General features: G+C 74.1%; 13 protein-coding genes and 1 tRNA gene. 5 read left to right on the plus strand and 9 right to left on the minus strand.

The features are described from left to right. Positions 1-56: 56 nt before the first annotated feature. The 6 genes from JOE68_RS12010 to JOE68_RS12035 all read right to left on the minus strand — a co-directional run bounded on the left by JOE68_RS12010 (position 57) and on the right by JOE68_RS12035 (position 7244). Complete coding sequence (locus tag JOE68_RS12010; protein ID WP_204842436.1) at positions 57-3077, minus strand: UvrD-helicase domain-containing protein; 3021 nt, start codon at positions 3075-3077, stop codon at positions 57-59. Positions 3078-3342: 265 nt separating this feature from the next. Then, positions 3343-3415, minus strand: a tRNA-Ala gene (locus tag JOE68_RS12015). 73 nt (positions 3416-3488) lie between these two features. Then, entirely contained in the window at positions 3489-4154 is a 666-nt protein-coding gene (gene sepX / locus JOE68_RS12020) for a divisome protein SepX/GlpR (protein WP_204842437.1), read from the minus strand. A gap of 158 nt (positions 4155-4312) precedes the next feature. Continuing rightward, positions 4313-4975 carry a GNAT family N-acetyltransferase gene (locus JOE68_RS12025; RefSeq protein WP_204842438.1) on the minus strand — a complete coding sequence of 221 codons (663 nt, stop codon included), beginning with the start codon at positions 4973-4975 and terminating at the stop codon, positions 4313-4315. Positions 4976-5124: 149 nt separating this feature from the next. Further along, positions 5125-6348 (minus strand): molybdotransferase-like divisome protein Glp, encoded by a 1224-nt coding sequence (gene glp / locus JOE68_RS12030; RefSeq protein ID WP_204842439.1) that lies wholly within the window; start codon positions 6346-6348, stop codon positions 5125-5127. A 14-nt stretch (positions 6349-6362) separates the two neighbouring features. Further along, complete coding sequence (locus JOE68_RS12035; protein ID WP_204842440.1) at positions 6363-7244, minus strand: UTP--glucose-1-phosphate uridylyltransferase; 882 nt, start codon at positions 7242-7244, stop codon at positions 6363-6365. A gap of 38 nt (positions 7245-7282) precedes the next feature. Between JOE68_RS12035 and JOE68_RS12040 the strand changes: the two genes are divergently transcribed. The 5 genes from JOE68_RS12040 (at position 7283) to mscL (ending at position 10551) form a co-directional block, all read left to right on the plus strand. After that, positions 7283-7849 carry a 5-formyltetrahydrofolate cyclo-ligase gene (locus tag JOE68_RS12040; RefSeq protein WP_204842441.1) on the plus strand — a complete coding sequence of 189 codons (567 nt, stop codon included), beginning with the start codon at positions 7283-7285 and terminating at the stop codon, positions 7847-7849. A gap of 101 nt (positions 7850-7950) precedes the next feature. Further along, entirely contained in the window at positions 7951-8262 is a 312-nt protein-coding gene (locus tag JOE68_RS12045) for an FmdB family zinc ribbon protein (protein WP_204842442.1), read from the plus strand. 87 nt (positions 8263-8349) lie between these two features. Further along, positions 8350-8862 carry an SAF domain-containing protein gene (locus JOE68_RS12050; protein ID WP_204842443.1) on the plus strand — a complete coding sequence of 171 codons (513 nt, stop codon included), beginning with the start codon at positions 8350-8352 and terminating at the stop codon, positions 8860-8862. A gap of 402 nt (positions 8863-9264) precedes the next feature. After that, on the plus strand, positions 9265-9903 hold the full coding sequence (locus JOE68_RS32445; RefSeq protein ID WP_372443357.1) for a leucine zipper domain-containing protein: 639 nt from the start codon (positions 9265-9267) through the stop codon (positions 9901-9903). Positions 9904-10143: 240 nt separating this feature from the next. After that, the gene (gene mscL / locus JOE68_RS12055; RefSeq protein ID WP_204842444.1) at positions 10144-10551 is read left to right on the plus strand and encodes a large-conductance mechanosensitive channel protein MscL; all 408 of its coding nucleotides are present in this window, start codon (positions 10144-10146) and stop codon (positions 10549-10551) included. 53 nt (positions 10552-10604) lie between these two features. On the opposite strand, the gene JOE68_RS12060 is transcribed toward mscL, so the two are convergent. From JOE68_RS12060 to JOE68_RS12070, 3 genes are all read right to left on the minus strand, one after another. Continuing rightward, positions 10605-10775 carry a hypothetical protein gene (locus JOE68_RS12060; protein ID WP_204842445.1) on the minus strand — a complete coding sequence of 57 codons (171 nt, stop codon included), beginning with the start codon at positions 10773-10775 and terminating at the stop codon, positions 10605-10607. Then, positions 10772-11272, minus strand: a complete 501-nt coding sequence (locus tag JOE68_RS12065) for a MogA/MoaB family molybdenum cofactor biosynthesis protein (protein WP_015098113.1) — start codon at positions 11270-11272, stop codon at positions 10772-10774. The genes JOE68_RS12060 and JOE68_RS12065 overlap by 4 nt, the downstream gene beginning before the upstream one ends. Before the next feature lie 353 nt (positions 11273-11625). Continuing rightward, complete coding sequence (locus JOE68_RS12070; protein WP_307819643.1) at positions 11626-12783, minus strand: S1C family serine protease; 1158 nt, start codon at positions 12781-12783, stop codon at positions 11626-11628. Positions 12784-13342 lie beyond the last annotated feature (559 nt).

The raw sequence follows: 13342 nt of genomic DNA on the forward strand, positions 1-13342 counted from the left end.
AGACGCTAGCCGGCGGAAGCGGACGGCGGATATGCCAGTCCGGTCATACCGCGGGCTTATGGTCCAGTCCACTTGTGATCTTGGGAGGACGGTTGGAGCAGGCTGAGCTGCGTCCCCCGCCTGCGCCGCTTCGGCTGGGCGTCGCCGATCCGCGTGAACTCCCGCAGCGACGCCAGGAACGGCGAGGGCGGTCGGTCTGCGGTGCGGCTGAGGAACAGCAGCCGCTGGGCGCGGGTCATGCCCACGAACAGCAGCCGCCGCTCCTCGTCCACCTCGTCACCGTCCTCTGTGGAGCCGGGCCGGCGCAGCGGGAGCAGCCCGTCCGCGCAGCCGACGACGAACACGACGGGGAACTCCAACCCCTTGGAGGCGTGCAGGGTCAGCAGCGAGATGCGGTCCGCCCGGGGGTCCCACGCGTCCACCTCCACGCCCAGCGCCAGCTCGGCGCGGAAGCGCCCGAAGTCCGGACCGCACTCCTCGGCGAGCGGCTTGAGCAGCTCGTACGCGGAGTGGTCGGAGCCGGCCGCCGCGCGCACCCGCTCCACCACCGAGCCGCCCGGCGCGGCACCGGCCTCCCGCACGATCCGGGCCACGCCGGGCCGGTCGGCCAGCCGGTCGTGGGAGCGCTTCTGGAACGGCAGCCCCGACCGGGTCAGCGCGTCGACCAGGGCCCGCGACTGCCGGTCCGTCCGGTACAGCACGGCGAAGTCCGAGAAGCCCAGCCCCGACACGCCTTCGGACACCGACACCCGACCGCTGTCGAACGCGTGGAACGACGTGCCGCCGAGCACCTGCTCCACCGTCCGCGCCACGAACGCCGCCTCGGCCTGCTCCGACGCCGCGTGGTGCACGCCGATCGGCGCGTCGCCGTGCGCGCCCACGGCCCGCAGCTCGCGCCCCGGCACCAGCGTCGACGGCGAGATGACCTGCAGCGCACCGGTCACGACCGGCTCGCTGGACCGGTAGTTGCGGGTCAGGTGCACCAGCCGGGCGCCGGGGAAGTCCTCGCGGAACCGCAGGAAGAACCCGACGTCCGCGCCGCGGAACCGGTAGATCGCCTGGTCCGGGTCGCCGATCGCGGTGAGGTTGCCGTCCGCCGGCGCGAGCAGCCGCAGCAGCCGGTACTGCCGCTCGTCGACGTCCTGGTACTCGTCCACCGAGATCCACCGGTACCGGTCGCGGTAGGCCGCGACCAGCCCGGGGTCGCCCTCCAGCAGCGCCGGCGGCAGCGCGACCAGGTCGTCGAAGTCCACGAGGTCCTGCGCCCGCAGGGCTTCCCGGTACCGCTCGCCGCCCTCGGCGACCAGCCGGCGGGCCGGCTCGCCCTCGCCCACCACGGACGCGGCGACCTCCAGCTGCCGCTGGGGGTCGGCGATGCCGAACGACGCCGACAGCCCGAACCGCGCGTGGTGCTCGCGCAGGATCCGCAGGCCCAGCGAGTGGAACGTCGCCACGGTCAGCCGGTCGGCGTGCCCGGGCGCCAGCGCGGCCAGCCGCTCCGCCAGCTCGCCGGCGGCGCGCCGGGTGAACGTGATGGCCAGGCACTCCTCCGGCGCGACACCGCGCTCGGTGACCAGGTGGGCGATGCGGTGGGTCAGCGTCCGGGTCTTGCCGGTGCCGGGCCCGGCGATGATCAGCAGCGGCCCGCCCTCCGCCGCGGCGGCGGCCCGCTGGTCCGGGTCCAGCCCGTCCAGCAGGGACCGCGCCGGCGCGGCGGCCACCGGCGCGGCTTCGTCCACAGTGGACACCGCCGGCGCGGCGGGTGCGCGGGCCGGCGCCGGGGCGGGTTCGGCGGGGGCGCACTCGAACAGCGCCGGCGACGCGCGGCGGCGGTCCAGCTCGCCCGGCTCGAACAGCCGGATCACGCCGTACTCGCCGTCGAACCCGGCCTCGCGCACCACCTGCCCGCGCCGCAGCCGCGCCACGGCCTCGCCCAGCAGCGCCGAGCGCGCCGCCAGGTCGTCCACCGGGACGTCCTGGAGGATCCCCAGCTCGGGCCCGAACGCGGCGGTCAGCCGGTCGACCTCGCCCAGCACCTTCTTGCTCTTCGGGCCGGTGCCGACGATCTCGCTCACGATCTCCGGCAGCGGCACCAGGTTGCGGAACCCGGCGGCGCCGGCCGGCCGGAACCCCTCGGCGCGGTCGGCCAGCTCCTCCACCCGGCTGAGCACGCCGACGGTCAGCGGCTTGCCGCACTCCGGGCAGGTCCCGCCGTGCGCCAGCGTCTCCCGCGGCTGCATCCGGACGCCGCACTTGCGGTGCCCGTCGACGTGGTACTTGCCCTCCTCGGGGAAGAACTCGATGGAGCCCGCGTGCCCGTCGCCGGTCTCCAGCGCCCGCTTCACCGAGTGGTAGTCCAGGCCGGTGTCGAACACGGTCGCCTCCCGCCCCAGCATCGGCGGCGAGTGCGCGTCGGAGTTGCTGACCAGCCGGTACCGGTCGAGGCCGGACACCCGCCAGTTCATCTCGGGGTCGCTGGACAGCCCCGTCTCCACCGCGAAGACGTGGTCGGCCAGGTCGGCGTAGCAGTCGGCGATCGCGTCGAACCCGGATTTCGAGCCCAGCACGGCGAACCACGGCGTCCAGACGTGGGCGGGCACCAGGTAGCCGCCGCACTCCAGGGTGATCTCCAGCAGGTCGCGGGAGTCCAGGCCCAGGATCGGCCGCCCGTCCGAGGCGATGTTGCCGATCCGGGCGAGCCTGCGGTTGAACCCCGCCGCCGAGTCCAGGTCCGGCATGTACACCAGGTGGTGCACCTTGCGGGTGCGGTCGTCGCGCTTGTAGATCGTGGAGATCTCCACCGACAGCATGAACCGCACCGGCGCGGCGGCCAGCGAGGGCGGCAGCGTGCGGTCGATGTCCCGGTCCAGCTCGGCGCGCAGCCGGAACAGCCCCGGCTCGGCGGGCACCAGGTTCTCCCGCAGGTGGTCGTGCCAGGCGGGGTGGGTGAAGTCGCCGGTGCCCAGCAGCGAGATCCCCTTGCGCCGCGCCCACCAGGTCAGGTGTTCCAGGTCGCAGTCCCGGCTGCACGCCCGGGAGTACTTGGAGTGGATGTGGAGGTCGGCCACGAAGCGCACCGGGACGATGCTAGCCGCGCTCCCCCGGGACTCGGCCCACGAGGCCCGGGAGCACCCGGGCCAGCTCCTGGGAGTGCTGCGGGCCGAGCCGGGCCCAGGGGCCGCACACCGAAAATGCGACGAAGCGAGCCCTCCACCCGACGCAACCACGGCACCGGGAGTCCGGGGGCGAAGCCCGCCGGGCGGGGCGTGGGGGTTGCACCCCCACAAAGCACAACGGGCGAGATGGTTCGCGCTTTCCGCGAACACACCTCACCCGAGCCCGTGGAGCTGAGGGGAATCGAACCCCTGACCTACTCGATGCGAACGAGTCGCGCTACCAACTGCGCTACAGCCCCGTGTTCTTTTGTCGCTCTCGCGTCGTGCGGGGGAAGCATATCAGTAGTCGGGGGGTGGTTCCGCCACCCCCCTCTACTCGCCCACCGCCCGCCGGTACGGGAGGGTCTCCGGGCCGTCCAGCTCGACGAACACCGGGTCCTCGTCGTCCGCGTCGACCACGACGGTGCCGGGGCGGACGTGGTGCTGGAAGCGCGGCTGCGGCGCCAGGCCGGACTCCTCGTGCTCCTCGTCCTCGGCGGCGCGCTCGTCCGCGACCGGGCGCGCGGGCCGGCGGCGGGCCTGGGCGAGCCGGGCCTGCCGGCGCGCGCGGACCTCCTCCTCGATGCGGACCTGGCGGCGCAGGTAGCCGAGGTAGCCGACGAGGGCCAGGTCGACCGCCGCGTGACCCCACCACACCAGCGAGTACAGCGCGCCCGCGACGACGCCCGTGACGATCGCCACCAGCAGCAGCGTGCCGACGACGCGGCGGCGGAACGCGTACTTCGCCTGCGCGACGATGGCGGCGCTCTCCGGGTCGTACCCGCCGCGGCCGGGGCGGTAGGGCCGGTGGGCCCACTCCTCCTCGAAGTCCGGGGCGTGGTCGGCGAAGTCCTCGTAGTCGTCGTACTCGGCATCAGGCATGGCGTCGTACTCCTCCTCCATGCTGCTCCGCGCGTCGGCGCGCTTGCGCGCGACCATCGGGACGAGGACGACCAGCCAGGCCACCACCAGTCCCACGACGATCAGCGAGCTCGGCATCCCCGTCACCTCCCCCTGCCCCGTGGCACGCGAACCGCGTACGCCACGCTAGCCACAACAGTCACACCTGTCTCGGAGGCTCGCCGACCGGCGTACGTACCAAAGTGTGGTCTATCACCCACTTTCGGGTGAGCGAACTGCGCTGCTCGGCCCTGTGATCAGGCAGTTCGGACGTACCCCTGAGCAACCAATCGGCGTACCAAACCCTCCGGTGAGGTCTCCTCGGCGGTCAGCGCGAAGCACAGGTGGTCCCGCCAGTCGCCGGCCACGTCGAGGTAGCGCCGGAACAGCCCCTCCTCGCGGAACCCGGCCTTGGTCAGCACCCGCACGCTCGGCGCGTTCTCCGGCCGCACGGTGGCCTCCAGCCGGTGCAGCCCGCCCTCGCCGAAGCAGTGGTCCACGACCAGCGCGAGCGCCGCGGTGGCGACGCCGCCCCCGGCCCGGTCCGCGGCCACCCAGTAGCCGACCCAGGCCGACCGCAGCGACCCGCGCACGACGTTGCCCACGGTGATCTGCCCGGCCAGCTCGCCGTCCACGGTGATCACGAACGGCAGCGCCTGGCCGCGCCGGGCCAGCGCCTTCAGCGACGACCACTGCGGCGGCCACGACAGCGCCGAGTTGCGCTCCGACCAGCCGTCGACCGCGGTGGGCTCCCAGTTCTCCAGGTAGACCTGGTCGCGCAGCCGGAGGCGGGACCACGCGGAGGCGTCGAACAGCTTCGGCGGGCGCAGCGCGACGACGCCGGCGTCCACCCGCAGCGGACCGAGCCGCGCGGGCCAGCCGGGGTGCCTGCCGCCCTCCCACGCCGGACCCGAAGCCATCCGTCCCTCTGCCCCTCCGCCGCGACCCGCACCCGGCTCCACCGGGCGCGGCCCTTCCGAGACCGGCCCACCCCGGGTCCGCGCCCGACCCGGCTCCTCCCAGCCCAGCCCACCAGAGATCGACCCCGTCGGGTTCGACCCTGCCGGGTTCAACTCTTCTGGGCCAGGAAGCTGACCGTCACCTCCTCGCCCACGGAGACGTCGGTCACGTCCTCGTCGACCATGATCAGGCAGTTCGCCTCGGCCAGCGACGCCAGCAGGTGCGAGCCGGAGATGCCCAGCGGCTGCACCAGGTACTCCCCGCTCTCCGCGTCGCGCAGCAACTGGCCCCGCAGGTAGCCGCGCCGGCCCTTGGTGGAGGTCAGCGGCGACAGCAGCCGGGCGCCCACCGCCCGCCGGTACGGGTTGCGCTTGCCCAGCGCGGCCCGGATCAGCGGGCGGACCAGCACCTCGAACACCACCAGGGCGCTCATCGGGTTGGCGGGCAGCAGGAACGTCGGCACCGCGTCCGGCCCGAGCCGGCCGAAGCCCTGCACGGAGCCGGGGTGCATGGCCACCCGCGTGACGTCCACGTCGCCGAGGTCGGCCAGCGCGGCCCGCACCTCGTCGCCCACCACGCCGCCGACGCCGCCCGCGACGACCACGACCTCCGACAGCAGCAGCCGGCCCTCGACGACCTCGCGCAGCCGGCGCGGGTCGGCGGAGAGGATGCCGACCCGGCTGACCTCGGCGCCGGCGTCCCGCGCGGCGGCGGCCAGCGCGTAGGAGTTGACGTCGTAGACCTGGCCCTGGCCGGGCGCGCGGTCGACGTCGACCAGCTCCTCGCCGACCGAGATCACCGAGACCCGCGGCCTCGGGTGGACGAGCACCTTGTTGCGCCCGACCGCGGCGAGCAGCCCCACCTGGGCCGCGCCGATGGTCGCGCCGCGGCGCACCGCGACGTCACCGGTCTGCACGTCCTCGCCGGTCCGCCGCACGAACCCGGCGGAGGGCACGGGCCGCTGCACGGTCACCTTGGCCGCGTGCCCGTCGGTGAAGCCGACGGGCACCACGGCGTCGGCCAGGGTCGGCAGCGGCGCGCCGGTGGCCACCCGGACGGCCTGGCCGGGCTGCAGCCGTCTGGGCTGGCGCGACCCCGCGGGGATCTCGCCGACCACCGGCAGCTGCACCGGTTCCTCGCTCGCGGCCTGCACGTCCACGCTGCGCACCGCGTAGCCGTCCACCGCCGCCTGGTCGAAACCGGGCAACGCCCGTTCCGCGACGACCTCCTCGGCGCAGAGCAGGCCCTGCGACTCGGAGATCGCCACGCGCACCGGCGCCGGCCGCACGGCGGCGGCGATCACCTTGGCTAGCTGCTCGTCCACTGACCTCATGTGTCGACCCTCGTTCAGGAGTTGCCGAGGCGTTCCCGCAACCACTCCCCCAGCTCGGGCCCGTAGTCCGGGTGCTCGAGTGCGAAGTCAACCGCAGCTTTGAGGAATCCCGCCGGATTGCCCAAGTCGTGTCGCCCACCCCGGTGCACGACGACGTGCACCGGGTGACCCTCGTTGATCAGCAGCGCGATGGCGTCGGTGAGCTGGAGCTCGCCGCCCGCGCCGGGCGTGATGCGCTTGAGCGCGTCGAAGACCGCCCGATCGAGCAGGTACCGGCCGGCCGCCGCGTACGTGGACGGCGCGTCCTCCGGCTTGGGCTTCTCGACCATGCCGACGACCCGCTTGACGTCGTCGTCGTCCGTCTCGTGGACGTCGAACACGCCGTAGGCGGAGATCTGCTCCTTGGGGATGTCGAACGCGCACAGCACGCTGCCCCCGAACCGCTCGCGCACGGCCGCCATGCGGGACAGCACGCCCGTGGGCAGCACCAGGTCGTCCGGCAGCAGCACGGCCACGGCCTCGTCGTCACCCGTCAGGTTGCCCTCCGCGCAGCCGACCGCGTGGCCGAGGCCCAGGGCCTTCTCCTGCAGGGCGGTCTCGACCCGGAGCAGGCCGGGCGCGCGCCGGACCTTCTCCACCAGGTCGGACTTGCCGCGGGCCTCGAGCGTCTGTTCCAGTTCGGGCTGCGGCCGGAAGTACTCGGCCACCGCGTCCTTGCCGGGGGAGGTGACGATCACCAGCCGGGTGGCGCCCGCCTGCGCGGCCTCGGTGGCGACCAGTTCGATACCGGGGGTGTCGACGACCGGCAGCAGCTCCTTGGGCACCGCTTTGGTGGTCGGGAGGAAGCGCGTGCCCAGTCCCGCCGCGGGCACGATTGCTGTCTGGAAGGCGCTCATGGGAAATGAGCGTAACGGCGTTCATAAGGTTACTCGGCATGACGTCCGATCAACGTAATCGGAAGAACACCCTGCGCACCCGGCTGCGGGCCGCACGGCGCACAGCGGCGCCCGCGCCGTTGTCGTCCGAGGTGCTGCAGGCCGTTGCTGCTTTTGACGTCGTTCCCGGTCGGACGGTGTGCGCGTACCTCGCCATCGGGGGCGAACCGGGGTCGGCGGCGATGCTGGAGTCGCTGCGCTCGGCCGGCTACCGCGTGCTGCTGCCGGTCGTGGTCGGGGACGCGCCGCTGGACTGGGCCGTGCACGACGGCGAGCTGCGCCCCGGGCCGCACGGCCTCCGGGAGCCGGCGGGGCCGCGGCTGGGCGCGGCGGCGATCACGGGAGCGGCGTTGGTGCTGGTCCCGGCGCTGGCGGTGGATCACCGGGGGGTGCGGTTGGGGCAGGGCGGCGGCCACTACGACCGGTCGTTGCCGCTGGCCGCCTGCCCGCTGGTGGCCCTGGTGCGCGACGAGGAGTTCGTGCCGGACCTGCCCGCCGAACCGCACGACGTCCGGATGAACGCGGTGCTGACGCCGCGGGCCGGCGTGGTCCGCCTGCCGCTGTGACGTTGACCAGCCATGTTTGCGCGGCGTATACCAGCCGGCGCATCATCGTGTTGGCACTCGTGATGTCCGAGTGCCAACGAGAACCCGCGGAGGGGCGAACCGTGCCGACCTACCAGTACGCCTGCACCGAGTGCGACCACCGGTTCGAAGCGGTGCAGTCCTTCTCCGACTCGGCGTTGACCGAGTGCCCGGAGTGCAAGGGCAAGCTGCGCAAGCTCTACGGGGCCGTGGGCGTGGTGTTCAAGGGCAGCGGCTTCTACCGCACCGACAACCGCGCGTCCTCGGGCTCGTCGTCGAAGAGCGAGTCGTCCAAGAGCGAGTCGTCCTCCTCGTCTTCCTCGTCCTCGGATTCCTCCGGGTCCTCGGCGAAGAAGAGCGAGACCTCGTCGGCGCCGGCGGCAGCCGCTTCCTGACCCGAGTTGTCCACAGGCCCCCGAGTTGTCCACAACTCGGGGGTTCGTGCTTCCCGCCCTCCGCCGGCCTTCCCTACCGTCGACCCCGTGAACCTCACCCGCAAGCTCGCAGCCCTGGCGTTGGTCCTGCTGGCAGCCCTGGTAGCGGCCTGGCCGCCCCCGCCGGCGGTGTCGCTGGCGGTCGCCGCGCGCGACCTGCCCGCGGGCGTCCCGCTGGCCGCCGAAGACGTCCGGACGGTCCAGGTGCCGCCCGAGTTATCCCCAGGCGGAGCCGTCAGCCGCGAGCAGGCGACGGGCCGCGCCCTGGCGGCGGCGGCGCGGTCCGGCGAGCCCCTGACCGACGCCCGCCTGCTCCCCGCCGACCCGGGCACGGCCTCGGTCGCCGTGCGTCTGGCCGACAACGCGGTGGCCGCCCTGCTGAGGACCGGCAGCCGGGTGGACGTGGTCGGCCCGGAGCAGGCCGTGCTGGCCGACGACGCTTCGGTGGTGGCGGTCCGGGGCGCCGAGGTGGTGCTCCTGTCGATGCCGCGCGAAGCCGCGACCCGGGTCGCCTCGGAATCCCTGGCCCAACCCCTGGCGGTGACCTTGCGCCGGCTGTGACGACTGATGGGGGTGCTGACGGCGCGTCGGGTCGAACACGGAGGACTTCCGGGCGGAGTGAGCGTGTCCCACGCACCCCATCGGCACGCGAAGGTCCTCGCGTGCGCAGCGACACCCGTACGACGGTCCACGTCCACAGGCCGACCGCGGCCCGCCGGGCGGTCGGGTGGCCGGGTGGCCAAGCGGTCGGGCGGCCAGGCGGTCGGGCGGCCAGGCGGTCGGGCGGCCAGGCGGTCGGGCGGCCAGGCGGTCGGGCGGCTGGGCGGCCGGACGGCTGGGCGGCTGGGCGGCTGGGCGGCCGGATAGCAGGGCCGTCGGGCGGCTTGCACCGCCGCGCAGCCGGGGCGTTCCTGGCCACGGCGCGCAGGTGGCCGTCTGGTGTCGGCGCAGGGGCCGGTATCGGTGCGAGGCCGGTATCGGTGCGGGGGCCGGTCGGGTCTGCTCGACCGTTCCTCACGCCCACATCGCAGCTCCCGTCGCCTCCCGGTCCAGGTGGAGCAGCGCACCCCCGCCTCCCTGCGGGCGGTGCGACGAGGCCCGGAGCACCCGGCGAGCGGCGCGATTGGCCCGGAGCACCCGGCGAGCAGTGCGGCGGGTCCGGAGCACCCGGCCGGGTTGTCCGGTCTGCCGCGAGCGGATGTGCGCCAGCGCCCTGGTGGGCTCGGGGGCTGCCGGCTCGTCGGCAAGGTGCCCCTGGCGACGCTGCGCCGGATCAACAGCGTCCTGGGCGCGGACTTCATCACCGGGTACGGCGCCAGGCAGGGGATCACCTTGTTCGGTCGGGTGGTCCCGTTCGACATCGGCGCGGTGATCGGCGGCGGCGCCAACACCGCCGGGGACACCGCTGGAGTCCACTCAGGAGCCCACGCAGAAGACACCACCAGAACCCACACCGTCGCCACCCTGACCGGAGCCCACGCCGGAAACCCTTCAGGACACCCCCCCGGGACACCCCAGGAGACACCGCCGGAAGAGGTGCCGAGGATGGTGCCGGAGTCCGCACCGGAGTCGAACCCGGGACCGAGGCCGCGGACCGGCTGAGGCCCCGTCCGAGCGATGCGGTCGTGCGGTCGGTGCGGTCGGTGCGGTCGGTGAGCGGTCCGGGTCTACTCGGCGGGGCCGGAGCGCCGGCGGCCTGCGGCCGGCACCGGCCCGGAATCCGGTCGTGTCCTGTTCGGACCGGACGGGAAGGGGACACGCCGGCTCGTGCCGCAACGGGGGTCCACCGGAGCCGTTACCCTCCGCTGGCCCCCACTCTCCCCCCGAACGGAGGAACCGGCTGTGATCAAGGGCTTCAAGGACTTCCTCATGCGCGGCAACGTGGTCGACCTCGCGGTGGCCGTCGTCATCGGCGCGGCGTTCAGCGCGATCGTCAGCGCGTTCACGAACAACCTGATCAACCCGATCATCGCGCTGTTCGGCGGTCACAACGTCCACGGCCTGGCGGTCCAGCTCGGCGACAACGAGAAGACCGTCATGGACTTCGGCGCGATCATCACCGCGGTGATCAACTTCCTGATCGTGGCGGCGGTCGTCTACTTCGTCTTCGTGCTGCCCATGAACAAGCTCAAGGAACGCCGCGAGAGGGGCAGGGAGCCCGGCCCCTCCGAGCCGACGGACGTGGAGCTGCTCAAGGAGATCCGCGACCTGCTGGCCGCCCGGCAGCGCCACGACGACACCCGGCCCTGACCCCCGCGGCCCCGGGCGGCCGGGTGCGCGCCGGCGTGGTCGGGCGGGGGCGGCTACTCGTGGTGGGGCGGGCGGTTCTCCAGGTACCACCGGTCGTCGCGGCGTTCGGCGGCGGGTTCGTCGGGGGTCTCCGGCAGGACCTCGCCGAACACCTCGGCCAGCCGACGACGCCGCTCCGCCTCCTTCGCGGCAGCGGCAGCGGCGTCGTCACCGGGCTCGCTCATGCCTCGTCGAGCCCGGACAGCTGCTCGATGACGTAGGGCACCAGCGCCGACAGCGTGGCCATCCCGTCCCGCACCGCCGAGCGCGAGCCCGCCAGGTTCACCACGAGGGTGCTGCCCGACACGCCGACGAGACCGCGCGAGATCCCCGCGTCGACCGCTCCCGCGGCCAGCCCCGAGGCGCGGAGCGCCTCGGCGATGCCCGCGATCGGCCGGTCCAGCACGCCCTGCGTGGCGTCCGGCGTGACGTCGCGCGGCGACACGCCGGTGCCGCCGACGGTGACGACCAGGTCCACGCCGCCGATGACCGCGGTGTTGAGCGCGGCGCGGATGCCCACGACCTCGCCCTCCACCGCGACGGTGCCGTCGACGATGAACCCGGCTTCCTCCAGCAGCTCGGTGACCAGCGGTCCCGTGCTGTCGTCGTGCTCGCCGTGCGCCACCCGGTCGTCCACGATCACGACGAGGGCGCGTCCGAGGCGCTGAGCGCTGCGTTCCATGCGGGTCACCGTAGCCAATCGGAGGAGTGGGCGGTTCTGCGACGTCGCGCTGCCACCGCCCGTGGGACAACGCCGTTCTTCACCGGATCCGGTGACGTGCGGATTCACCCGCCCGGTACCCGCCACGAGCACCCGACCGCACCTCCACCGGCCACGCCTGTGGCGCACCTGACAGCCGCACCTGACAGCCGCACCTGACAGCCGCACCTGACAGCCGCCCCTGACAGCCGCACCGGCCGGCGCCCCGCCGGCGGGCACGACGAGGCCGCACACCGGGGGGCGAGGGGACACCCGCCGGGATGCGGCCTCTGCACCGGCTCGGGGCACGTGAGCCGGGGTCTCTCGGGCGAGGGTTACTTCACCTCGACGGGCTGGCTGCCCAGGGTCACGTCGACCGTGCGGCTGCCGCCGACCGTGAGCTGCACCCTCTCCCCCGGCGCACGGGAGCGGACGGCCGCCACCAGGGCGTCCGAGCTGTCGATCGGCCGGTCGCCGAACTTGGTGATCACGTCACCCGTCCGGAGGCCGGACTGCTCGGCCGCGCCGCCCGGCGTCACCTCGCGGACCTGCGCGCCGCCGTCGGGGCCGTCGGTCACCTGGACGCCGAGCACGGTCTGCGTGGCCCGGCCGGTCTCGCTCAGCTCGGTGGCCGTGCGCCGGGCCTGGTCGATGGGGATGGCGAAGCCGATGCCCACCGAGCCGCCCTGCGACGACTGGGTGCGGTTGGGGCTGTAGATCGCCGAGTTGATGCCGACGACCTGGCCCTGCATGTTCACCAGCGGCCCGCCGGAGTTGCCGGGGTTGATCGCCGCGTCGGTCTGGATGGCGTTGAGCACGGTCGCCTGGCTGCCGCCCTCGCCGCCCGCCCGCACGGGGCGGTTGAGCGAGCTGACGATGCCCGAGGTCACCGTGCCGTTGAGGTCGAAGGGCGAGCCGACGGCGACCACCTGCTGGCCGATCCGCAGGTCGCCGGAGTTGCCGAGTTCGGCGGTGGGCAGGCCGGAGACGCCCTCGGCCCGCACCACGGCCAGGTCCGACGACGGGTCGCGGCCGATGATCCGCGCGCTCGCCGACCGGCCGTCCTGGAACTGCACCTTGATCGCGCCGCCGTTCGCGGCCGACTCCACCACGTGGTTGTTGGTCAGCACCAACCCGTCCGAGCTGAGCACGAAGCCCGACCCGGCGCCACCGCTGACCTGCACCTGCACCACCGTGGGCAGCACCTTTTGCGCCACCTGCTCGGTGGACCCGGCGGGCGCGTCGCCGGTCCGCTGGGCGGGCGGCGGGGCGTTGAGCGCGTTGGTGACCGGCGCGGAGCGCTCGGCCGCCTGGTAGCCGACGTAGCCGCCGAGCCCGCCCGCGACACCGCCGACGGCGAGCACGAGCGCGGTGACCCCCGCCAGGAGCTTGCCGCGGCCCTTGGCGCGCGGGGCGGCCGGCGCTTGGCCGGGCGCCGCGTAGTACGGACCGGGCGGGGGCTGGTGCGCCCCCTGGTGCGCTCCCTGATGCACACCCTGGTGCGCACCCTGGTGTGCACCGCCCCAGCCGTCCTCCGGCCGCGCGGCGCCCGGGAACCAGGCGCCGGACGAGCCGGTGTCGGGGGTCCCGGGGCTCCCCTGCGGAGCACCCGGCACCCCGACACCCGATGACGCGGCGCTCCCCTGCGAAGCGCCCGGCATCCCACTCACCGGTGGCGCGGCGCTCCCCTGCGAAGCACCCGCCACCCCGTACTCCGACGGCGCGGCGCTCCCCTGCGAAGCACCTCGCGCGTCGGTCACCGGAGGCGTGGCGCTCCCCTGCGGAGCACCCGCCTCACCGGTGCGCGGCGGCACGGCGTCTCCCTGCGAAACGCCCTGCGCGCCACCCGGTGGAACGGGGTCGCCCTGCCCGACCCCGTGCCCTCCGGTGTCCGGCCCACCAGCACCCTGCTGCCGGTGCCCGGCGTCCTCACGACCGGCGCTGCCCCTCGCCCAAGGGCTCGGCTGCGGCTCGGGCTGCGGCTCGTTCTCGGTCATGTCCACCACTCTGGGGTGTGCGCCTGAGAGCAGCCTTAAACAGACCTGGGCATCA

The sequence above is a fragment of the Saccharothrix algeriensis genome (assembly GCF_016907655.1).
In the GTDB taxonomy this organism is placed as follows: Bacteria; Actinomycetota; Actinomycetes; order Mycobacteriales; family Pseudonocardiaceae; genus Actinosynnema; species Actinosynnema algeriense.